Annotated in this window: 22 protein-coding genes and 2 pseudogenes; 6 read left to right on the top strand and 18 right to left on the bottom strand. The window is 74.9% G+C overall.

Annotated elements, in window-relative coordinates:
• Positions 1-13: 13 nt before the first annotated feature.
• The 16 genes and pseudogenes from ACIBPB_RS14770 to ACIBPB_RS14695 all read right to left on the bottom strand — a co-directional run bounded on the left by ACIBPB_RS14770 (position 14) and on the right by ACIBPB_RS14695 (position 10833).
• Positions 14-367, bottom strand: a complete 354-nt coding sequence (locus ACIBPB_RS14770) for a gas vesicle protein K (RefSeq protein ID WP_396840140.1) — start codon at positions 365-367, stop codon at positions 14-16.
• Positions 364-585: a gas vesicle protein gene (locus tag ACIBPB_RS14765; RefSeq protein WP_357325380.1), complete on the bottom strand. Its 222-nt coding sequence runs from the start codon at positions 583-585 to the stop codon at positions 364-366. Before ACIBPB_RS14765 ends, ACIBPB_RS14770 begins: the two co-directional genes overlap by 4 nt.
• Positions 576-1379, bottom strand: a complete 804-nt coding sequence (locus ACIBPB_RS14760; protein ID WP_396840139.1) for a GvpL/GvpF family gas vesicle protein — start codon at positions 1377-1379, stop codon at positions 576-578. Before ACIBPB_RS14760 ends, ACIBPB_RS14765 begins: the two co-directional genes overlap by 10 nt.
• 151 nt (positions 1380-1530) lie before the next feature.
• Positions 1531-1731 (bottom strand): annotated as a pseudogene (gene gvpJ, locus ACIBPB_RS14755) (gas vesicle protein GvpJ); the annotation flags it as partial.
• 1 nt (position 1732) lies between these two features.
• On the bottom strand, positions 1733-2080 hold the full coding sequence (locus ACIBPB_RS14750) for a gas vesicle protein (protein ID WP_396840138.1): 348 nt from the start codon (positions 2078-2080) through the stop codon (positions 1733-1735).
• Positions 2077-2421, bottom strand: coding sequence for a gas vesicle protein GvpG (locus ACIBPB_RS14745; protein ID WP_396840137.1), 345 nt, complete (start codon positions 2419-2421; stop codon positions 2077-2079). The genes ACIBPB_RS14750 and ACIBPB_RS14745 overlap by 4 nt, the downstream gene beginning before the upstream one ends.
• A 3-nt stretch (positions 2422-2424) precedes the next feature.
• Entirely contained in the window at positions 2425-3180 is a 756-nt protein-coding gene (locus tag ACIBPB_RS14740) for a GvpL/GvpF family gas vesicle protein (RefSeq protein ID WP_396840136.1), read from the bottom strand.
• Between the two features lie 208 nt (positions 3181-3388).
• Positions 3389-3610 (bottom strand): annotated as a pseudogene (gvpJ, locus tag ACIBPB_RS14735) (gas vesicle protein GvpJ); the annotation flags it as partial.
• The gene (locus ACIBPB_RS14730; protein ID WP_396840135.1) at positions 3607-4818 is read right to left on the bottom strand and encodes an SRPBCC family protein; all 1212 of its coding nucleotides are present in this window, start codon (positions 4816-4818) and stop codon (positions 3607-3609) included. The gene ACIBPB_RS14730 and the pseudogene gvpJ (ACIBPB_RS14735), both read right to left, overlap by 4 nt.
• Before the next feature lie 2 nt (positions 4819-4820).
• Positions 4821-5318: a hypothetical protein gene (locus ACIBPB_RS14725; protein WP_396840134.1), complete on the bottom strand. Its 498-nt coding sequence runs from the start codon at positions 5316-5318 to the stop codon at positions 4821-4823.
• A gap of 291 nt (positions 5319-5609) precedes the next feature.
• The gene (locus ACIBPB_RS14720) at positions 5610-6119 is read right to left on the bottom strand and encodes a GNAT family N-acetyltransferase (protein WP_396840133.1); all 510 of its coding nucleotides are present in this window, start codon (positions 6117-6119) and stop codon (positions 5610-5612) included.
• Positions 6120-6268: 149 nt separating this feature from the next.
• Positions 6269-7090 carry a hypothetical protein gene (locus ACIBPB_RS14715; protein WP_396840583.1) on the bottom strand — a complete coding sequence of 274 codons (822 nt, stop codon included), beginning with the start codon at positions 7088-7090 and terminating at the stop codon, positions 6269-6271.
• Positions 7091-7260: 170 nt separating this feature from the next.
• Positions 7261-7770: a DUF3263 domain-containing protein gene (locus ACIBPB_RS14710; protein WP_396840132.1), complete on the bottom strand. Its 510-nt coding sequence runs from the start codon at positions 7768-7770 to the stop codon at positions 7261-7263.
• A 136-nt stretch (positions 7771-7906) separates the two neighbouring features.
• The gene (locus ACIBPB_RS14705; RefSeq protein WP_396840131.1) at positions 7907-8920 is read right to left on the bottom strand and encodes an ABC transporter permease subunit; all 1014 of its coding nucleotides are present in this window, start codon (positions 8918-8920) and stop codon (positions 7907-7909) included.
• Positions 8917-9927 carry an ABC transporter ATP-binding protein gene (locus ACIBPB_RS14700; protein WP_396840130.1) on the bottom strand — a complete coding sequence of 337 codons (1011 nt, stop codon included), beginning with the start codon at positions 9925-9927 and terminating at the stop codon, positions 8917-8919. Before ACIBPB_RS14700 ends, ACIBPB_RS14705 begins: the two co-directional genes overlap by 4 nt.
• Before the next feature lie 120 nt (positions 9928-10047).
• Positions 10048-10833, bottom strand: a complete 786-nt coding sequence (locus ACIBPB_RS14695) for a DeoR/GlpR family DNA-binding transcription regulator (protein WP_357325480.1) — start codon at positions 10831-10833, stop codon at positions 10048-10050.
• A gap of 200 nt (positions 10834-11033) precedes the next feature.
• On the opposite strand from ACIBPB_RS14695, the gene ACIBPB_RS14690 reads away from it, so the two are divergent.
• Genes ACIBPB_RS14690 through nagA form a run of 3 tightly spaced genes read left to right on the top strand, consistent with a single transcriptional unit; the run spans position 11034 to position 14057 of the window.
• On the top strand, positions 11034-11963 hold the full coding sequence (locus ACIBPB_RS14690; protein WP_396840128.1) for an SIS domain-containing protein: 930 nt from the start codon (positions 11034-11036) through the stop codon (positions 11961-11963).
• Between the two features lie 55 nt (positions 11964-12018).
• Positions 12019-12951, top strand: coding sequence for an ROK family protein (locus ACIBPB_RS14685; protein ID WP_396840127.1), 933 nt, complete (start codon positions 12019-12021; stop codon positions 12949-12951).
• Positions 12948-14057, top strand: coding sequence for an N-acetylglucosamine-6-phosphate deacetylase (gene nagA, locus ACIBPB_RS14680; protein ID WP_396840126.1), 1110 nt, complete (start codon positions 12948-12950; stop codon positions 14055-14057). The genes ACIBPB_RS14685 and nagA overlap by 4 nt, the downstream gene beginning before the upstream one ends.
• A gap of 84 nt (positions 14058-14141) precedes the next feature.
• Here nagA and ACIBPB_RS14675 read toward each other — a convergent pair whose 3' ends face one another.
• Positions 14142-15353 (bottom strand): DUF4032 domain-containing protein, encoded by a 1212-nt coding sequence (locus ACIBPB_RS14675; protein WP_396840125.1) that lies wholly within the window; start codon positions 15351-15353, stop codon positions 14142-14144.
• Between the two features lie 141 nt (positions 15354-15494).
• On the opposite strand from ACIBPB_RS14675, the gene ACIBPB_RS14670 reads away from it, so the two are divergent.
• Positions 15495-16232, top strand: a complete 738-nt coding sequence (locus ACIBPB_RS14670; RefSeq protein ID WP_396840582.1) for a phosphatase PAP2 family protein — start codon at positions 15495-15497, stop codon at positions 16230-16232.
• A gap of 9 nt (positions 16233-16241) precedes the next feature.
• Here the strand turns inward: ACIBPB_RS14670 and ACIBPB_RS14665 are convergent, their stop codons facing one another.
• Positions 16242-18020, bottom strand: coding sequence for an NAD-binding protein (locus tag ACIBPB_RS14665; RefSeq protein ID WP_396840124.1), 1779 nt, complete (start codon positions 18018-18020; stop codon positions 16242-16244).
• An 85-nt stretch (positions 18021-18105) separates the two neighbouring features.
• Between ACIBPB_RS14665 and ACIBPB_RS14660 the strand changes: the two genes are divergently transcribed.
• Positions 18106-18597: an MSMEG_6728 family protein gene (locus ACIBPB_RS14660; protein ID WP_396840123.1), complete on the top strand. Its 492-nt coding sequence runs from the start codon at positions 18106-18108 to the stop codon at positions 18595-18597.
• 38 nt (positions 18598-18635) lie between these two features.
• Complete coding sequence (locus ACIBPB_RS14655) at positions 18636-20162, top strand: FAD-dependent oxidoreductase (protein ID WP_396840122.1); 1527 nt, start codon at positions 18636-18638, stop codon at positions 20160-20162.
• The last annotated feature ends 6 nt before the right edge of the window (positions 20163-20168 follow it).

Below are 20168 nucleotides of genomic sequence, written 5' to 3'. Positions count from 1 at the left end.
GCGGTCGCCCGGGTCAGTCGGTCGGCAGCAGCGGCCCCAGCGGGCCGAGATCCAGGTTGAGGTCCTCGGGGGCGAGGCCGAAGTACTCCCGGAGCTGGGTCATCTGCTCCTCCAGCGCCATCAGCGTGGCCCCGATCCGCTCGACCTGGTCGTCGGTGAGGTCGCCGAGGTCGACCCGGCGCAGCGCCTGCCGTTCCATCAGCTGCCGCAGCAGCTCCACCACGGTGAGCACCAGGCTGGCCAAGCCGCGCTCGACGGAGTCCCGGTCGACCGCGAGCCGGCGCTCCAGCGGCCGTACCCGGGGGGCCTGCCACCGCGGTTCGCCCAGCGCGGCGGCCAGCTCGGCCGCCTCGTCCCGGCCGCTCACGGCTGGACCGCCAAAGGCGGTGGCGCCAGCGCGCCGACCGACGCGACCAGCGCGCGCAACGAGATCCGGACCAGGTCGACGTCGGCGATGGCCAGGGTGATGTCCCCGGTGATCACGACGCCGGTGGCGAGCACCCGGTCGAGCAGGTCGACCAGGGCCACCGGCCGGTAGGCCAGCGGGTCGTCGGCGCTGCTCGGCGCCAGCGAGGTCACGCCCATGCCGGCTCCGCCTCCGGTTCCGCCACGAAGGAGTACGGCGGCCACGGGCCGGTCGGCTCCAGCCGCAGCTCCGGGTGCCGCCCGGTCAGCTCCCGGACCAGCACGGCGAAGCCGTCCAGCCGGTCCCGGTCGACCAGGTACGCGCCGTTGAGCACCATGGCGGTCGGCGCGCCGGACAGCCGCCGGTCCTGCGGGGCGTGCCGGCGGGCGGCGGCCGCGTACCCGGCGAGGGCGGCGTGCACGGCGGCGGCCGCGTCGGCGGCGAGCCGCTGCCCCTCCTCCCGGGCGGTGAGCTGGGCCTTGCGCCGCCGCAGGTACGCCGCCCCGGATCCGCCCCCGCCGACCCGTTCCTCGGCGCGGGGCGTCGCGCCGGGCACCAGGTACCCCTTGACGCCCCACTCCTCGCGGCCGGTGAGCCGGGCCAGCGTGCCGGCCAGTTCGTCCCGCCGTTCCCGCAGCACCCGGGTCACCCGGTCGTCGTCGCGGTGCACGGTGGCGAGCCGGGCCGGCACCACCGTGCCGGACCGGGCCAGCGCGTCCACCACCGCGTGGTGCGCCCGGGCGGCCCGCTCCAGCCAGCCCAGGTCCTCCAGGTTGCGGCGCAGCGCCTCCTCGCCGTACTCGGCCAGCGGCGCGTCGCTGACCACGGCCACCAGGCCGGCGGCGGGCACCGCCCGGGCCGGCGTGCCGGCGATGCCGGCGAGGCCGGCCAGCGTGGCGGGGACGACCTCCGCGGTCACCCCGTGCAGCCAGACCCCGTTGCCGGTCGGGGCCGGCTCAGCCGTCGTACTCATCCCACTCCTCCCTCGCGGCGCGGGCGGCGACCCGGGGCCGCCGGGACGCCTCGACCTCCTCCGGATCGCGCGGCCCGGGCTCGACCGGTGGGCGGGCCCGCGAGCTGAGCCACGGGTCGTGCTCCCACCAGTCGATGCCGATCTGCCGCGCGGTGTCCACGGAGGCGATGACCAGGCGCAGCTTCAACGTCAGCAGCTCGATGTCGAGCAGGCTGACCCGGATGTCGCCGGCGATGACGATGCCCCGGTCGAGCACCCGTTCGAGGATGTCGCCCAGGTTCGCCGGCTCGTGCCCGGCCGGCAGCACCTGGCCGGAGTTCTGCACCACCGGAGGCGTCGGACCCAGCGTCATCTCAGTCCTCCTTGCCCCGCTGGTAGCGGCGGGTCCGCCGGTACCCGAGCAGGCTGCCGGTCATGTCCAGCTCCACCTCGTAGAGGCCGAGCAGGTCGGTCGACGACGGGATCCGGTGGTGCTCGACCACGTCCACCCCGATCCGCCAGCCGTCGTCGGTGGGTTGGATCGAGGTGACCCCGAGCGGGTCCCTGCCGGTCAGTTCGACGATCCGGCGCAGCCCTTCCCGGGCCGCCTCGGCGGCGCTGACCGCCTCCTCGTCGCCCTCGTCGAGGTAGCGCTCCTCGGGCCGGCCGCCCCGGTCGCGCCATCGCTCGCGGTCGCCGTCGCCCCGGATCCGTGCCGTCATGGTCCTCCCCCTCGTCCGCGACGCGCCCCGCCGTCCCGGCCGCCGGTGCCCCGCCGGGCGGGCGCCGGCCGGCGGGGGCCGGCCGCCCGCCGGGGCGGGCTGCCGCCGCCTCCGGCGGCCGGCCCGGTCAGGCGGTCCAGCACCTGCTGCTGCCGCCGGTCCCGTTCCTCGGGCGGGAGCTCGCCGGCCGCCGCCGCCCGGTCCAGCTCCTCCAGCTCACGCCGGACGTTGACCGGGTTGTGCTGCTGCGACTCCGCCTCCCGGGCGATCACCTTGACCGCGGCGGTCAGTCCGCGCACCGGGGCGTACGGCAGGGTCAGCAGCGCCCAGAGGAGGTCCACGGCTCACTCCGCCAGTTGGTGCGCGCTGACGAAGTCGTACGGGGCGAGCGGGCCGATCAGCCGCATCCGGATCAGGTCCCGCCGCTGCTCGGCGAAGTCCTCGACGGCCCGGACGAACTCGTCCTCGTCCTCCTCGGCCACCAGGAAGGCGACCCGTACCGCGTCCAGCTCGTGGCTGGGCGGCAGGGGTGCCCCGGCCACCGCCGCCCGGCCGACCGCGTCGACCAGGTCGCGGTTCTCCGCCTCCCGCCGCAGCTCCACCGCCTGGCTGATCATCTCGCCGAGCCGGATGCGCTGCTCCCGGCTCTCCGCCTCCGGCCGGCCGCGCACCTCGTCGGCGAGGGCGGCGGCCGAGGCGTTCTCCGCCAGGAAGCCGCCGATGAACTCCTGCTCGTCGAAGCGCCCGTGCACGGTGTACTGGAGCCGGTCGGCGAACTCGTCGAGGGCGGCGGCGAACCGGTCGTGGTGCGCGGCGAGCAGGTCCTCGACCGCGTCCTCGCCGGTCACCACCGTGCCGAACCGGACGGGTAGCACCGGCGCGACCGCCGCCGTCCCGTCCAGCAACCGCTCGTACGCGGTCAGGTCGGCCGGCCGGCCGAGCGGCTCCTCCAGCCCGACCGCGCTGGCCAGCGCGGCCAGCTCGCCGTGCCGGATCGCGATCACCTCGCCGGGCGGGGAGCCGACCCCTTCGGCGTCGGGGGTCGGCTCCACGTCGGACGGCACGATGCCGTAGATGAACAGGCCGTTCCGCGGCGCCATCTCAGCGCTCCCCGTCCCGCCGCCGGCGCGGCCGTTGCCGGTCCCGCTCGGCGCCACGGTCGCGGATCGAGTCGGCCACCGCGCCGCTGATCTCCTGGGCCGCCTTGCCCAGCCCGGAGATCGCCTGGCCCTTGCCGACCGCGGCGGCCGTGTCGCCGACCAGGTCCGGCAGTCCCTTCTGGTCCTTCGGCGTGATGCTCAGCCGGTCGACGGTCTCGGCGAACCGCAGGTACGTCTCGAGGCTGGCGACCACGATCCGGGCGTCGATCTCCAGGAGCTGGATGCCGACCACGCCCACCGACACCTGCGCGTCGATCACCACGCCCTTGTCCAGCACGGTCTCCACGACGTCGGCGAGGGCGCCCTCGCCACCGCCGCCGGTGCGTTCCAGCGCGCTGCCGGGCTGGCCCGTCGTCGTCGCCGCGGTCATTCCTCACCCTCCTCTCGCCGGCGGCGGACCACCGGCCGTCGCGGGGGTTCCGCGGTACGCCGCACCGGGCGCGGGCGCTCCTCGCGCGGTTCGCGCGGTTCGCGGGGCTCCCGGGCCGCGCGCTGCGGGCGGCGGGGCCGCTCGGGCTGCCGGCGGGGCGGCGGCTCCTCCTCCTCGGGCTGCTCGGCGTACTCGTCGTCGTCGAAGTCCTCGCCCTCGTCGTACGCCTCGTACTCCTCGTCCTGCGGGGGACGGCGGCGCTGCGGCGGGCGCCGGCGGGCGCGCTCGGCGGGCCGGCGCTCCTCGGCCAGCTCCTCCTCGAACTCTTCCGGCTCCTCCTCGGGGCGGCGGCCCTGGGCGGGCCGTTCGCGCGCCGCCCGCTCCTCGCGCAGCGCGGTCTCGTGATCCTTGACCACCTGGGAGTCCTCGATCTCACCGCGCCAGCCCTCGACGGAGTCCGGGTCGAGCACGGTCTGGGTCATCACGTGCCGGACGAAGTGCTTCAACTCCAGCCGCACCCGGCGGCCCTGGGCCCGCCACAGGTTGCCGGTGTGCTCGAACAGGCCCTGCGGGTGGTACTCGAGCACCACCAGGATCTTGGTGAGGTCCGGGCCGACCTCGTGGAAGCTGACGGTGCCGTCCACCGAGCCCTTCTCGCCCTTGGACCGCCAGTGGATCAGGCGGTCCGGGATCTGCCGGACGATGGTCGACTCCCAGCTCCGGTGCGACCAGAAGACCTGCGCCTTCCAGGTCATCTTCTCGTCGGAGTCGCAGTCGGCCTGCTCCACCTTCTTCATGAAGCTGGGGAAGTCACCGAAGGTCGTCCACTGGTTGTAGGCGACCCGTACCGGCACGCCGACCTCGATCGTCTCGACGATGTTGGTGACCTTGAGCTTCTTGCCGCCGCCGCCCTTGCCCCGCCCGCCGCCGCCGAACGCCGCCATCACCTTCTCCTTACCGCCGGCCACGCCGGCATGGAACATGGCCTTCATCGGGGAGTGGCCCTCGGCGAGCTTCTGTGCGCCGGTGGCGGCGGCGACCAGACCGGGTCCGCCACCCTGCTTCGCGTAGTCGCTGAGCCGGCCGGTGGCGCCGGTGACCCGTTCGGTCACCACCTGCACCGCCCGCTCACCGATCGCGGCGGCGAGGTTGCGCAGCTCGCCACCGAGCTGGTCGCGGGCCCTTCCGGCGAGGTTGTCGGTAGCCATGGTCACCGCCCCCGCTGGGCGCGGCGGGCGACCGGAGCCTCGCGCCGGCCGCCGTCGTCCCGGCCGCCGTCGTCCCGGCCGCCGTCGTCCCGGCCGCCGTCGTCCCGGGCCGCGGGCTGGTCCTCAAGGTCCGGCTCCTCGTCCGGGGCCGACCGCTCGTCGGACGCCGGTTGCGTGCCGGTGCCGCCGGACGACCGGCGGCGCAGCGCGTCGGCGCCGTCCCGCAGCTTCCCGCTCAGCACGTCGATGCCGTTGCCGGCGGCGGCGCTCGCGGCGGCCCGGCCGGCGGTGGCGAGCGGTACGCCCAGCTTGCTCAGATTTCCCAGTTGCGGGTTCGCCCCGATCAGGTCGGTGGCGACCTTCTTCAGCCCGCCCGGCTGCTGGCTGGCCCGTCCGGCCGCCACCGCGGCGGCCAGGGTCAGCGCGGTACGCATCTTCTTGCGGCGGCCCAGGAGGTAGCCGAAGCCCACCGCCAGCGCTACCCGTGCTCCGCTCTTCATTCGGTACTCCTTCGCTCCCCGGCGGAAGCGGACACCACTCGTGGTGCAGACCCGGGAAAACAGCTACCGGGGATCAGCGGAAATGGGCCTGCGACCGGCGTCCCCGTATCAGCGGACCCGGCGGGCAGTACCCGGGCTGGGCAGCACAAAACATTTCTCGCGCCAGACCCGGCAGGGTTTGCGACGCTATTCGGAAGGCGCGTCAACCTGAGAACAAAGCACTACAAACCGGTCAGGCACGCCGCCCCGAGCAGGGACGGTAGATAATTGCCCGAAGACAATCAGTCGGCTTCAGTGGGCCGGAAGCGTCGAATCCAGGCACATTTCCGCGTGCAGCTTGCCGTCCTTTTCACGCAATTCCGCGCCGCATTTTTTCAGCACCGAAACAGCTCCGGTGTTGTCCGGCGTCGTCTCCGCCACGACGGTGTGCATTCCGGCCGCCGCCGCCACGTGCAGCAGCTCGCGCAGGGCCGCCGCGCCGAGGCCCTGGCCCCGCGCCGAGCGCCCCAGCCACATGCCCGTCTCCACCGTGCCCGGCTCGTCCCGGCGGGTCATCCGCACCATGCCGACCACCTCGCCGCCGGCGACGATGGCGTACATCTGGGTGCGGGTGGGGCCGTCGAGGCCGCCGAAGCTGGCCCGGTGAAACTCGCGGAACGCGTCCCGACGGGCCAGCGACCAGCCGGCCGGCGCCTGCACGGGGGGCATGACGTCCTCCGGATCGGCCTCGGCAGCCGCTACGGAGAGCAACGGCTCCAGGTTGCGCTCGTCCACCGGCTCCAGCCGTACCGCACCCGTCACGAGCCGCAGTCTGCCCGTCGAACCGGCTCCAGTCCACCGCTTTGGGCGGGGACTGCCGGTCCGGCCGAGGGTGCCGTCCGGTCGTACCCCCGGGGTGTTCCGCCTCACGCTGCGTTGTCAGCCGACCGGCCGTACTTGCGTGAGGGTGCTCACGGAAATTCGCACAGGACCACCGAGGCGTCGTCGGTCCGCTTGTGCCGGCGCAGCCGATCGGCGTGGTCCCGTTCGGCCGCCCGGACCCGGGCGATCAGCCCTTCCGGCCCCTCCACGGCGGTCACCTCCAGCAGCCCCGCCCAGTCGAAGAGGCCGAACTGCTCGACCGCGCAGGACGCGCCGTCGCTGAGCAGCGCGGCCCGCCGCAGCGCGCCGGCCCCGCGCAGCGGCAGTGTCCCGGTCACCGCGTGGTACGCCGCGTCCGGGTCGCTGGCGGCGGCCCAGTAGCCGTGGGTGCGGTTCATCCGGGACCGCTGCCCGGTCACCGCGCGGCGGAACCGGGTCATCGGGTCGACGTCGTCGGGCAGCGCGTCGGCGGCGCGACGCAGCTCCGCCACGGCGGCGTCCAGCCGGTCGTCGGAGACCACGCTGACCTGGTCGCCGGTGTCCAGCACCAGCGGGCTGTCGCAGAGCACCAGGTAGTCGACCTGGTCACCGCCCTCCCGCAGCAGGCAGACCGTGGAGGACGGGGTGCCCGGATGGTCGAGGTCGCACGCGTCGCCGTGGTCCGCGCGGACCGCCAGGATCGCCGCCGCCAGGCTGCTCATCAGGGTCGCCGCCGGCCGGGCCGCGACGGCCAGGCCGATCCGGGCGGCCAGGTGCCGGACGTACCAGGACGGACCGTGCACGCAGCCGGTCTCGAAGCCCTCCGGCACGGTGGCGCCGTCGAGGACCCCGACCAGCGGCCCGAAGCGGAAGACCAGGTCCTCGTTCTCCAGCCGCCCGGGCGCCGGGTCGGACGCGGAACGCACCCGCATCATCGGCGCTGTCCCGACCGGCCGCGCCGGCACACTCCCGGTCGGGTACCGGCGATCTGGTGCCCCCATCGGTCTGCTCCCTCCGTCGCCGCCCGCCGCCTACCCGGCCCGGCGTGGCCCATGCCGCAGCGCACTCCCGCAGTGGATCCTTCCGTGGCGGGACCGCGCGGTCAGCGGCGCCGGCTGCGGGCCCGGGACGAGCGCAGCCGGCGCAGCCGGCCGATCAGCACCGGCTCGGCGGCCAGCGCGGCCGGGTGGTCGAGCAGCCCGTTGAGCAGCTGGTAGTACCGGGTCGCGGAGAGCCCGAAGGTGTCCCGGATCGCCTGTTCCTTGGCGCCGGCGTGCTTCCACCACTGCTGCTCGAAGGCGAGGATCCGCCGTTCCCGCTCGGTCAGTTCCCCCGCGGCGGCCGGGGCCGCGGCGCGGTCCGCGCGGCCGGCGCCCACCGAACCGACGGGCGCGGCGGCGGCCGGGTCGGTGGTCGCGGCGTCCGGGGCGGCCGCAGGGGCCGGTGCGGCATCCGCCTCGACGTCGGGGGTGGCCTCGACGTCGGGGGTGGCCTCTACGGCGGGTGCGGAGCGGGGTGGGGGGACCGTGGCGCCGGCGTCCCGGCGGGTGACGGCGGCGGAGCCGGACGGCTCGGGCCGGTCCGTGGCGGCCGGGGAGGCGTCGGCGGGCATGGCGCTCCTCCGGAGGGTGGGCGACCGGCGCGGCGGCGACCGGCCGGGGGGATCCCAGCCTAACCAGGGTCCCCACCGGCCGCATCGGACGCGCGGTCCGCGCCGCCGGCGGCGGCGCGGACCGGGGCGTCCCGGGTCAGGTGATGTCCCGCCGGCGCATCGCCCAGAACGCGGCGACCAGCACGACCGCGGTCCCGAGGCCGAACACCAGGGCGGAGTCCTGCCAGGTGACCAGCAGCTCGCCCGGATGGCACTCGCCCTTGGCGAACTGGCAGGCGTCATAGTCGAAGAGCTTCACCTGTTTCATGAACCAGGACTGGGCGTACGTGGACAGCACGTACCGGTCGCCGAACGGCACCCCCAGCACGCCCATCGCGATGCGGATGCCGACCTCGCTGATCGCGAAGACGGCCACCGCGGCGCCCAGCGCCATCGCGGTGTGCCGGCCCAGCGAGGCGAGCGCGAACGCCACCGCGGCGAACGCCAGGACGAGCCCGACCGCGCGCACGCCGTCCAGCCCGAACGACCGCCAGACGCCCGGGGTCATCTTCGCGGTGGTGCCGGAGACGGTGCCGATCAGCCAGAACGCCGCCGTCCAGAGCGCGCCGAGCAGCACGGTGACCCCGAGCACGGTGGTCAGCACGGCGGCCAGCTTGGTGCCCAGCACGGCGAGCCGTTTCGGGCGCCAGAGCAGCAGGTTCATCATGCCGCCGGTGCTCCACTCGGCCCCCACGAAGGAGGCCCCGACGATGAACGCGAAGAGCGCCATCGCCCCGGCGAAGACGGCGATGAAGGTGGAGAACTCGGCCCGGAAGTCGAACTGGTACGGCAGGTTCCACTTCGGGTCGAACATCTCCGGCTGCGGCTGGAAGTCCCGGGCACAGTTCGGCCCGAAGCGGTCCTCGGTCTCCTCACCGCGGGCCTCGGCGGCCTCGCACTCCGTGACGGCGTTCTGCCAGGCCGCCAGGGACCGGTGGTACTGGGCGTCGGACTCGGCCTTGGCCGCCGCCACCACCTCGGGCGACAGCTTGTGGCTGGAGAAGCTGAACGCGGTGGCCACCCCGGCCAGGCCGAGCACCAGCAGGACCAGCAGCAGCCGGGTGAGCCGGCGCTTGGCCAGCCGGCGCAACTCGGTGACGAACAGGCTCATGCGCCCCAACCTCCCGCGGTGCTGCCGGCGCCCGGCTCACCGACCTTCATGGACTGGTCGACCTGCCGGTGCTGGCCGGGGACCGGCGCGGTGGCGGTCAGCTCCAGGAAGACGCTCTCCAGGTCGACCGCGACCGGGGCCAGCTCGCTGACGTACAGGCCCCGTTCGGCGAGCAGGCGGGTGACCGTGGCCGGCTTGTCGACGCCGGCCAGCATCAGGTGGTCCGGTTCGGTGGCGGTGACCCGCACCCCGGCCCCGGACAGCGCGTCGGCGGCCTGCGGCAGGTCGGTGACCGCCTCCAGCCGGACCCGGACCGCGCCCTGCGAGTGGGCGGCGAGCACCTCGTCGACCGGCCCGTACGCGACCCGCCGGCCCAGCGAGATGATGGTGACCGAGTCGCAGATGAGCTGGATCTCGCCGAGGATGTGGCTGGAGAGCACCACGGTCATCCCGCCGGCGGCCAGGTCGCGCATCAGCGTGCGCATCTCCCGGATGCCACCCGGGTCGAGGCCGTTGGCCGGCTCGTCCAGGATCAGCAGCTTCGGGTCCTTCAACAGCGCGGAGGCGACCGCCAGGCGCTGCTTCATGCCGAGCGAGTAGGTCTTCACCCGCTCGCCGGCCCGTTCGCGGAGCCCGACCAGTTCCAGCACCTCGTCGACCCGCTGCCGGGGCAGCTCGCCGGCGGAGGCGAGCAGGGCCAGCGTGTCCCGGGCGGAGAAGTGCGGGAAGAACTGCGGACTCTCCACGATGGCGCCGATCTGGCCGGCGACCGCGGGCAGCGAGTGCGGCAGCTCGTGGCCCAGGATCGCCATCCGGCCACCGTTCGGCCGGATCAGGCCGAGCAGCGTCCGCAGCGTCGTGGTCTTGCCCGAGCCGTTCGGTCCGAGGAACCCGTGCACCTGGCCGGCCTCGACCCGCATGTCAAAGCCGTCGAGCGCGTGACGGGTCCCGCGTCTCCGGCTCCGGTACGTCTTACGGAGACCCTCGATCTCCAGGACAGCCGTCAAGCTGACCTCCCCCGATATGTAGGCGACAGCGGACACCATACGCGGTATGCAGGCGCTGACAATACCTGGTATGCATCGGGGTTTTCCCTGATTCGTGGCGGACGCGCCGCGGGTCGCCGCTCAGGCGCAGATGACGTGCACGCCGGCGTCCCGGAACGCCTGCACCACCACCGGGGACGCCCCCGAGTCGGTCACCAGCGTCTCGACCCGGTCCACCGGGCAGATCCGGGCGAACGCGTGACCGCCCAGCTTCGACGAGTCGGCGATGACCACCACCCGCTTCGCCCGCGCCACCATGAGGCTGTTCATCGCCGCCTCGCCCTCGTGATGGGCGGCGGCGCCGAGCTGCGGGTCGATCGCGTCCACGCCGAGCAGGGCGACGTCCAGGGTCACCTCGCGCAGCAGCGCCCCGCCGAGCGGGCCGACCAGCTCGAACGACTTGGGCCGCACCACGCCGCCGGCCACCACCACCTTCATCCGCGAGCGGACCAGCAGCTCGTTGGCGATGTTCAGCGCGTTCGTGACCACGGTGAGCTGGGCGCCCTCGGCGCTGGTGTTCAGGTCCGGCCGGACGGCCAGGGCCCGCGCCACCTCCGTGCTGGTGGTGCCGCCGTTGAGGCCGACCACGGTGCCCGGGGAGACCAGCGCGGCGGCGGCCGCCCCGATCCGCTGCTTCTCCGCCGAGTGCTTCGCGGTCTTGTAGCGCAGCGGCAGGTCGTACGAGACGCCGTTGGCCACCGCACCGCCCCGGGTGCGTGTGATCATCTGCTGCTGCGCGAGCTGGTCGAAGTCACGCCGGATGGTCGCCTGGGAGACGTCCAGGCGCGCGGCCGCCTCTTCGACGCTGACCCGGCCACTGTCGGTCAGCATCTCGAGCAGCGCGTTCCATCGGGCGTACCGGTCCACCGCGGGGGCCTCCACTGACTCTGCACGAACGGTGATTGATTGCGTGCACAGTAGTGCGCGAAACTACCAGGGCGCAAAACCCTGACCTGCGCGATCTGGGAGCCGGTTGCCACGGCCGCCCGGCTTCGCGCAGAATGGCGCGCGAAAGGCGGCCGTATCGCGCCGTATTGCGCAAGGTCTCCCCTGGTCGAGGAGTTGTCATGGCGTACGTGCACGCGGAGATCGCGAGCCAGCCCGACTGCTGGCGGGAGGCGGCCCGGCTCGCCCCGACCGTCGCCGACCGCCTGCCCCGGCCCGGCGAGCGGGTCGCCGTCGTCGGGTGCGGCACGTCGTGGTTCATGGCGATGGCGTACGCCGGGCTGCGCGAGGCGGCCGGGCAGGGCGAGACCGACGCCTTCCAGGCCAGCGAGTACCCCACCGGCCGCCGCTACGACCGGCTCATCGCGATCACCCGCTCCGGCACCACCACCGAGGTGCTGGACCTGCTCGGCGCGCTGCGCGGCCGGGTGCCCACCACGGTCCTGGTCGGCGACCCCGGCTCCCCCGCCGTCGAGTTGGCCGACGCCGCGGTGACCATGCCCTTCGCCGACGAGCGGTCGGTCGTGCAGACCCGCTTCGCCACCACCGCGCTCGCGCTGCTCCGCGCCCACCTCGGCGAGGACCTGGGCCGGCTGGCCGCCGACGCCGAGGTCGCCGTCCGGGCCCCGCTGCCGGTCGACCCGGCCACCGTCGAACAGGTCACCTTCCTCGGCCGCGGCTGGACCGTCGGGCTGGCCCAGGAGGCCGCGCTGAAGTGCCGGGAGGCGGCCACCTTCTGGGCCGAGGCGTACCCGGCCATGGACTACCGGCACGGCCCGATCTCGGTGGCCGCGCCCAACCGGCTGGTGTGGGCGTTCGGCGGGATCCCCGACGGCCTGCCGGAGGACGTCGACGCCACCGGCGCCACCTTCCTGCACAGCCGCACGCACGGCTGCCACACGGTGCTGACCAGTTGGGCGGCCGGGCGTACGCCGGTCGACCCGATGGCCGACCTGATCCTCGCCCAGCGGTTCGCCGTCGCGCTGGCCACCAGCCGCGGCCTCGACCCGGACGCGCCCCGGCACCTGACCCGCTCCGTGGTGCTGGCGTGAGCGCGAGGAGTGAGCCGGGGTTGCGAGCCCCGCGGTCGCGAACACAGGAAGCACAGTGAGCTCGGGCGGCGAGGTCGTCGTCGCACTGGACGTGGGCGGCACCGGGATGAAGTGCGCCCTGGTCCGCCCCGACGGCGCGACGGTGCACACCGAGCGGCACGCCACCGGGGCGGGTCGCGGCCCGGCGGCCGTGGTCGACACCGTCCTCGACGTGGCCGAGGGACTGGCCGGCAAGGCGCGCGCCGACGGGCTGACGCCGGTGGCCTGCGGGATCGCCGTACCCGGAGTGGTCGACGAGGCGCACGGGGTGGCGGTCTGGTCGGCGAACGTCGGCTTCCGGGACGTACCCCTGCGGGAGCTGGCCCGGACGCGGCTCGGCCTGCCCACGGCGCTCGGCCACGACGTGCGGGTGGGCGGCCTCGCGGAGGCCCGGCTCGGCGCCGGGCGGGACGCCGACCACGTGCTCTTCGTGGCGATCGGCACCGGCATCGCGGCCGCCCACGTGGTCGACGGGTCGGCCGCCACCGGCGCGCACGGCGCGGCCGGGGAGATCGGCCACATCCTGGTCCGCCCCGACGGCCCGCGCTGCGGCTGCGGCCGCCCCGGCTGCCTGGAGGCGCTCGCGTCGGCCGCCGCGATCGGCCGCCGGTACGCGGAGCTGGCCGGGACCCCGGCCACCGCGGCCGACGTGGCCGGCCGGGCCGCGGCCGGCGAGGCGCTGGCCGGCCGCGTCTGGCGGGACGCGATCGAGGCGCTCGCCGACGGCCTCGCCACCGGGCAGGCACTCTTCGACGTGCAGACCGTGGTGCTCGGCGGCGGGCTCGCCCAGGCCGGCGACCGGCTGCTCGACCCGCTCCGCGTGGCGCTGCGCGAACGACTGACCTTCCACCGGGAGCCGCGGCTGGTCGCGGCGGCCCTCGGCGACGAGGCCGGCTGCCTCGGCGCCGCCCTGCTCGCCCTGGACACCCTGAAGAAGGAGAGCCGATGACCCTGCGCGTGACCGGCAAGGTGGTGACCCCGTCCGGCGTGATCCGGCAGGGCTGCGTGGAGGTCGTCGGGGACCGGATCCGGGCCGTCGCGGAGTACCCGTCGGTGCGCGACGGGCACTGGATCCTGCCGGGCTTCGTGGACATGCACACCCACGGCGGCGGCGGGCACACCTTCACCACCGGGGACGCCGACTCGGCCCGGGCGGCGGCGGCCTTCCACCTGCGCCACGGCACCACCACGCTGCTGGCCAGCCTGGTCAGCTCGCCGTTCGCGCTGATGCGGGACGCCACCGTGGCGTTCCGGCCGCTGGTCGAGGCCGGAGTGCTGGCCGGCGTCCACTTCGAGGGCCCGTACCTGTCGGCGGACCGCTGCGGCGCGCAGAACCCGGAGTTCCTCCGCGACCCGTCCACCGACGAGCTGGCCGAGCTGATCGAGCTGGGCGGCGGGGCGGTCCGGATGGTCACCCTGGCTCCGGAGCGGGACGGCGCGCTGGAGGCGATCAAGCTGCTCGTCGCGCGGGGCGTGGTCGCGGCGGTCGGGCACACCGACGCCACCTGGGAGCAGACCCGGGCCGCGGTGGCCGCCGGGGCGAGCGTGGGCACCCACCTGTTCAACGGGATGCGCCCGGTGCACCACCGCGAGCCGGGGCCGGTGGTCGCCCTGCTCGACGCCCCCAACGTGGTCTGCGAGCTGGTCGCCGACGGGGTGCACCTGCACGACGGGATGCTCGGCTTCGCCAGCTCGGTGGCCGGCCCGGAGCGCGCCGCCCTGATCACCGACGCGATGGCCGCCGCCGGCATGCCCGACGGCGAGTACGAGCTGGGCGGCCAGGCCGTCACGGTGGCCGACGGGGTGGCCCGGCTGGGCCGGGACGGCGCGATCGCCGGCAGCACGCTGACCATGGACGCCGCCCTGCGGCACGCCGTCGCCGCCGGCCTCGCGCTGCCCGACGCCGCCCGGATGGTCGCCACCACCCCGGCCCGGGCGATCGGACTGGGCGACCGGCTCGGGGCACTCCAGACCGGCCTACGGGCCGACCTCGTGATGCTCGACGACGACCTCAACGTGGTGCGGGTGATGCGCGGGGGCAGCTGGGTGGAGTGAGCTGCCGGCCGACACCGCAGGTCCGGGCCCGGCGTGCGGCAGAACCGGGAGATCCGCCGGCGGAGAGGCCGGTGCGGCGGCGGGTCAGCCGGCGGTGGGCACCTCGACGCCGAGGACGGCCTGCTCGTCGGGGCGGTGCACCAGCACGTCCGACAGGTACGAGTGCACCGCGTGGCGCATGCCGACGTCCCGGCCGGCCCGCTCGGAGAGCAGCCACTTGTGCTCGATGATCTGGGCGAACAGCTCCTGCGGCTCCAGCTTGCGCCGCAGGTGCTCCGGCACCGCCCGGACCACCGGCTCGAACACCTCGGTCAGCCAGCGGTGCGCGGCCTGCTGCTCGTCGATCAGGTCGCTCTCCACCCGGTACGCGTCGAGGTCGTTGAGGAGCTTGCGGGCCTGGTTCTCCTCGGCGTCCAGGCCGGTGAGGCGGAGCAGCCGGCGGGTGTGGTAGCCGGCGTCGACCACCTTGGGCCGGACCAGGTACCGGCCGTTGTCGGCCGTCGACATGGCCACCTCGGCGACGTCGAAGCCCAGCTCGTTGAGGCGGCGGATCCGGCCCTCGATGTCGTGCCGGGCCGCCCGCTCGATCTGCTGCTCGTAGGTGATCTCGTGCCAGAGCCGCTCGTACCGCTGCACGACCTCCTCGCAGACCACCTCCGGGTCGATCGACTCGTGCAGCAGCCCGGCGGCCTGCAGGTCCAACGCCTCACCGAAGATGTTGACCCGGGCGATCTCCAGGTCCTCGCCGCGCTGGCCGTTGGAGAGCGCGTGGTGCAACGCCCCGGTCTCCGCGTCCACCAGGTAGGCGGCGAAGGCGCCCGCGTCGCGCCGGAACAGGGTGTTGGACAGCGAGCAGTCGCCCCAGAAGAACCCGGTCAGGTGCATCCGCACCAGCAGCACGGCGAGCGCGTCGAGCAGCCGGTTCATGGTCTCCGGCCGCAGCGTCCGGGAGAAGAGCGCCCGGTACGGCAACGAGAACTGCAGGTGCCGGGTGATCAGCACCGGATCCAGCGGCTCGCCGTCGTCGGTCTGCCGGTCGGCCACGATCGCCACCGCCTCGACGGACGGGAAGTCGATCCGCTCCAGCGCCCGGAGCAGGTCGTACTCCCGCTCGGCGACCCGCTCGCCGGTCTCCTTGACCGCGTACACGTAGTCGCCGAGCCGGACGAAACGCACGATGTGCCGCGAGATGCCCTGCGGCAACGCGACCAGATGCTGGGCAGGCCACTCCTCCAGCGGGGTCGACCAGGGAAGGTCGAGCAGCGCCGGGTCGACGAGGGCCGAGGTGATCCGCACGCCGACAAGTTTGACCGCTGACCCCGCCGCAGCGCCTCCCTTCGTGGGGCGGCACACAGCGGCCGCCGCCCGCGCCGGTCCGCCGCCGCCCGCGGCCGGTAGCGTGGTCGCGTGCGGGAGACCACGGGGGTACGCGAGAAGCTGCGGCTCCGGCCCGTCCGCCCGGCCGGCTGGTGGTACGACGGGCTGCTGCTCGCCGCCCTCGTCGCGCTCACCGTGGCGCTCGCCGGCGGGCACCTCTTCGGCCTGGACCGGGCGGTCGCCGACTGGGCCGCCGACCACCGGCCGACGGCCGCCCGATGGATCGCGATGATCTTCAACTACCTGGGCCAGGGCACCCCGCTGGCCCTCATCGCCCTCGGGCTCGGGGTGCTGCTGGCGGTCCGGCTCCGCTCGGTCCGCCCGCTGCTGCCGCCGGTCCTCGCCGAGGTGCTGACGTACCTGACCATCGGGCCGCTCAAGGTGTGGACGGCCCGGCCGGCACCGAGCGCCAGCGTCAAGGAGCCGTTCCTGCCGCCCGAGCAGACGCTGCCGCTGTTCCAGGACGGGCTGCCGGTGCGCTTCGCCCAGTCGTACCCGTCCGGGCACGTGGCCAACGCCATCGTCTGGTACGGCGTGCTCGCGCTGCTGCTCGCCCCGCTGCTGCGCACCTTCGGCCGGACCGTCCCGCCCCGGCTGGTCACCGTGGTCCGGGTGGTGCCGCCGCTGGTGGTCCTCTGCACCACCACCTACCTGGGCTGGCACTGGCTGACCGACTCGGTCGCCGGGCTGCTGCTCGGGCTGCTGCTGGACCGGCTGCTGCGCCGGGCACCCTGGGACGACCTGCCGTTGCCGGGCCGGCTACGCCGCTGGGACCACCCGTTCACCGCGCACCCGTAGCGTGCTGCTTCACTCCGCCGGCTGGCGGGGCACCGGCGGGCCGGCCGGCTCACCCGGTGCCGCGCTGGTCTCCCGGAGCAGGGCGCTGAGCCCGGCCCGGCGGGCCACCACGGTCAGCCGGTCCCCGGCCTGGATCACCATCCGCGGGTCCACGGTCCAGTCGGTCCGCTGCCCGGCCCGGGTGTGCGCGAGCACGCGCACCTCACCGGGGCGGGCCACCGCGGCCACCGGCCGGCCGTCCAGCGGGGAGTCGGCGACCACCGGCACCTCGGTGACCAGCAGCGCGTGCCGGTCGACCGGGATGGTGGCGATCACCGCCCGGTCCAGCAGCGCCACCGCGAACGCGGGCGCGGCGAGGTACGACACGCTGTGCGACAGGCCGACGCCGAACGCCTCCTGGATCCGCCGGGCGAAGTCGCCGTCAAAGAGCCGCAGCACCACCCGCAGGTCGGGGTCGAGGCCGCGGGCGTTCAGGGCGGCGCGCAGGTTGGTGCCGTCGTCGGTGGAGACCACCACCAGCGCCTGGCAGGTGTCCACCGAGGCGGCCCGCAGGGTCTCCTCCAGCCCGGCGTCCCCGACGATCAGCGGTACGCCGAGCCGGTGCGCGAGCGCCGCACCGCGCGCGTCGGGATTCTTGTCGATGGCCACCACCTCGACCCCGAAGTCGTGCAGCTGGGCCATCACCCGGGTGCCGATGTTGCCGAGCCCGACCACCACCACGTGCCCGGACCGGTCGGGCACCTGGCCGGCGTGCAGGGCGAGCCGGGCGTTCACGATGCCGTCGACCACCGCCGCGGTGATCAGCGGGATCAGGGCCAGCCCGGCGAGGTTGAGCACCACCTGCATGATCTGGGCGGCGACCGGCTTGCCGAGATCCGGATCCTGCCCGCTCAACGTGGTGACCAGGGTGAGGTAGAGCGCGTCGGACCAGCTCACGTGGGCCGCCCGGCCGTTCAGCCAGCCCAGCACGGCGATCACCGCGAGCAGCACCAGCACCGCCACGCCGATCTTGCGGGTGGCGAAGCTGCGGATCGCCCGCAGCAGCGCCACCACCGGCTCCCGGCGGCGGCGGGCCCGGACCAGCCGGCGGGCGGCCAACTCGGTGCCGGGCGGCTGCCCGGTCGCCTCGGCCAGCACCACGTCGGCGGAGGCCTCGTCGGCGGGCAGCACCCGGATCAGCTCCGGGTCGCCGGTGACGGCCAGCCCGCAGAGCACGTCCTGCGGGCGTACGTCGGCCCGGCGGGCCACGTAGAGGGTGCGGCCGGCGTGCCGGAAGTGGGTGGGGGCCAGTTCGCCGAGCGCGGCGGCGACGAACGCCGGGGCGGCCATCGAGGCGTCGGAGAGGACCGCCGAGTCGGGGAAGATCTGCCGCAGGCCGTTGGCGAGGCTGGTGTTGAACATGCGGACCACCAGGCGCAGCCGGGGCTCGACCTCCTGGGCGCAGAGCGCGGCGTGCATGTTGCCCACGTCGTCCTGGTGCAGCAGGGCCAGCCCGTCCGCGTCGGCCAGCCCGGCCCGGCGGAACGTGGCCTCGTCGAGCCGGTCGGCGCGCACCACCTGGATGCCCTCGATGTCCCGGCCGTCCGGCCCTTCCGAGCGGCGGCGCTCCGGCACCACCAGGGTGATCCGGATCCGCCCGGCGGACGACCCGGTGGCCAGCAGCGACCGGACCACCCAGTACGCGAGCGGGTCGGAGCCGCAGACCACGAAGTGCGGCCGGGAGTCGCCGTTCATCCGGAGCCGCCACCCGGTCGCGCGGCGAGCGCGGTCGCGCAGGGGCTCGGCCATGCCCGGATCGTAGTCAGCCGCTCGCGGTGCGCGCAGCCCCTCGATCATGAAGCATGGGGCCGACGCGTTCGGGTAGTGCAGCGCCATGCAGACGTTCCTGCCGTATCCGGACTTCCTGGCCAGCGCCCGGGCGCTGGACCAGAAGCGGCTGGGCAAGCAGCGGGTGGAGACCATCCAGGTGCTGCGCGGACTGACCCGGCCCGGCTACGGCTGGCGCAACCACCCGGCGGTGAAGATGTGGGCCGGCTACGAGGAGGCGCTGACCCGGTACGGGCTGGACATGTGTGCGGTGTGGTGCGAGCCGGGCCGGGCGGACACCTGCGCGGCCACCATGACCACGGACCTCGCCACCGCCTGCGGCCTGGCGGTCGTCCGGACCCAGGCGGAGCTGGCCGAGGCCGGCGAGTTGCCGCCCTGGCTGGGCCGGGAGGACCTGCACCGCAGCCACCGCTCGTCGCTGCTGCGCAAGGACCCCGCGCACTACGGCCCCCGGTTCGGTGACGTCCCACCCGACCTGGAGTACGTCTGGCCCGCCTCGGACCGGGCGCGGCGCTGTCTGCTGCCGCCGGACGCGTGAGCGGGCAGACTGGGGGCTCATCGGCCGGGGAGGTGCGGATGGCGCTGTCGCAACTGGTCGGCCGCCTCATCGGCGTACGCGAACACGTGGTGGACCCGGGCGGCGGTGGCGCCCCCCGGGTGCCCCGGCCGGTGCGGGCGGTGGTGGTGGGCGGCGGCATCGCCGGCATGTCGGCGGCCGTGGTGCTGGCCGAGCGCGGGGTCGACGTGACCGTGCTGGAGTCGGCGCCCACCCTGGGCGGCCGGCTCGGCGCCTGGCCGGAGGAGCTGCCGGACGGCCCGCAGCACAACGAGCACGGCTTCCACGCCTTCTTCCGGCAGTACTACAACTGGCGGTCCATCCTCCGCCGGGTCGACCCGGAGCTGGGGTTCCTCAAGCCGGTCCCCGGCTATCCGATCCTGTCGGCGCGGTGGCCGACCGAGGAGTTCGGCCGGCTGCCGCCCGCGCCCCCGGCGAACCTGCTGGCGCTGCTGCTGCGCAGCCCGAGCCTGCGCCTGGCCGACCTGCGGTCGATGGACCGGGACGCCGCGCTGCCGCTGCTCACCTACCACCCGGCGCGCACCTACGCCGAGTTCGACGGGCGGACCGCCGACGACCTGCTCACCTCGCTGCGGCTGCCGGACCGGGCCCGGGCCATGCTCTTCGAGGTCTTCTCCCACTCGTTCTTCAACCACGAGGCGGAGATGTCGGCCGCCGAGATGATCGCGCAGTTCCACTTCTACCTGCTGGGCAACCCGGAAGGGCTGGCCTTCGACTGCCCCGACGAGGACTACGCGACGGCGATCTGGCAGCCGTTGACCCGCCACCTGGAGCGGCACGGCGGCCAGGTCCGCACCGGCACGGCCGCCACCCGGCTGGACCGGACGCCGGGCGGATGGCGGGTACGCACCGCCGACGGGGCGGCCCACGACGCCGGGCACCTGGTGCTGGCCGTCGACCCGCCGGCGCTCGCCGCGCTGGTCGCCGCCTCCCCGGGCCTGGTCGCGGCGGCACCCCGGCTGGTGGCCCGGATGCCCGCGTTCGGCACCCCCGGTCCGCCGTACGCGGTGGCCCGGTACTGGCTGGACGGTGACGTCCGGCCGGACCGGGCGGTGTTCAGCGGGGTGTCCCGGCAGGCCACGTTGGACTCGGTGACGCTCTACCACCGGCTGGAGGCGGAGCCGCGCCGCTGGGCGGCCCGCACCGGCGGCTCGGTGGTCGAGTTGCACGCGTACGCCTGCGAGCCGGACGTGCCGGCGGAGGAGCTGGCCGAGCGGATGCGGCTGGAGCTGACCGAGCTGTGGCCGGAGGCGGCCGGGCTGCGGGTCCGGCAGCTGCGCGCCCGGGTGGAGGCGCGGGCCCCCGCGTTCGCCCCCGGCAGTCACGCCGAGCGGCCCGGGGTGCGCACCGACGCCGACCGCCTCTACCTGGCCGGCGACGGGATCCGCACCGGGTTCCCGAGCGCGCTGATGGAACGGTCGGCGGCGACCGGGATCGTGGCGGCCAACCACATCCTGCGGGCCGAGGGGGCGGCGGCCGAGCCGGTCCGCTCGATCCGGCCCCGCGGCCTGCTCGCCCCCCGCTGAGGAAGG

Origin of the sequence: Micromonospora sp. NPDC049836, assembly GCF_044465125.1 — a bacterium.
Taxonomy (GTDB): Bacteria; Actinomycetota; Actinomycetes; order Mycobacteriales; family Micromonosporaceae; genus Micromonospora.
Note: the sequence above shows the minus strand (reverse complement) of the source record. Positions and strands in the feature narration are given on the sequence as shown.

Excerpts from the sequence above, each read along its gene's own strand:
- nagA (WP_396840126.1), top strand. The coding sequence starts at position 12,948 with ATGACCCTGCGCGTGACCGGCAAGGTGGTGACCCCGTCCGGCGTGATC.
- ACIBPB_RS14765 (WP_357325380.1), bottom strand. The coding sequence starts at position 585 with ATGGGCGTGACCTCGCTGGCGCCGAGCAGCGCCGACGACCCGCTGGCC.
- ACIBPB_RS14655 (WP_396840122.1), top strand. The coding sequence starts at position 18,636 with ATGGCGCTGTCGCAACTGGTCGGCCGCCTCATCGGCGTACGCGAACAC.
- ACIBPB_RS14760 (WP_396840139.1), bottom strand. The coding sequence starts at position 1,379 with ATGAGTACGACGGCTGAGCCGGCCCCGACCGGCAACGGGGTCTGGCTG.
- ACIBPB_RS14740 (WP_396840136.1), bottom strand. The coding sequence starts at position 3,180 with ATGGCGCCGCGGAACGGCCTGTTCATCTACGGCATCGTGCCGTCCGAC.
- ACIBPB_RS14660 (WP_396840123.1), top strand. The coding sequence starts at position 18,106 with ATGCAGACGTTCCTGCCGTATCCGGACTTCCTGGCCAGCGCCCGGGCG.
- ACIBPB_RS14710 (WP_396840132.1), bottom strand. The coding sequence starts at position 7,770 with ATGCCCGCCGACGCCTCCCCGGCCGCCACGGACCGGCCCGAGCCGTCC.
- ACIBPB_RS14750 (WP_396840138.1), bottom strand. The coding sequence starts at position 2,080 with ATGACGGCACGGATCCGGGGCGACGGCGACCGCGAGCGATGGCGCGAC.
- ACIBPB_RS14705 (WP_396840131.1), bottom strand. The coding sequence starts at position 8,920 with ATGAGCCTGTTCGTCACCGAGTTGCGCCGGCTGGCCAAGCGCCGGCTC.
- ACIBPB_RS14665 (WP_396840124.1), bottom strand. The coding sequence starts at position 18,020 with ATGGCCGAGCCCCTGCGCGACCGCGCTCGCCGCGCGACCGGGTGGCGG.
- ACIBPB_RS14690 (WP_396840128.1), top strand. The coding sequence starts at position 11,034 with ATGGCGTACGTGCACGCGGAGATCGCGAGCCAGCCCGACTGCTGGCGG.
- ACIBPB_RS14730 (WP_396840135.1), bottom strand. The coding sequence starts at position 4,818 with ATGGCTACCGACAACCTCGCCGGAAGGGCCCGCGACCAGCTCGGTGGC.
- ACIBPB_RS14715 (WP_396840583.1), bottom strand. The coding sequence starts at position 7,090 with ATGCGGGTGCGTTCCGCGTCCGACCCGGCGCCCGGGCGGCTGGAGAAC.
- ACIBPB_RS14725 (WP_396840134.1), bottom strand. The coding sequence starts at position 5,318 with ATGAAGAGCGGAGCACGGGTAGCGCTGGCGGTGGGCTTCGGCTACCTC.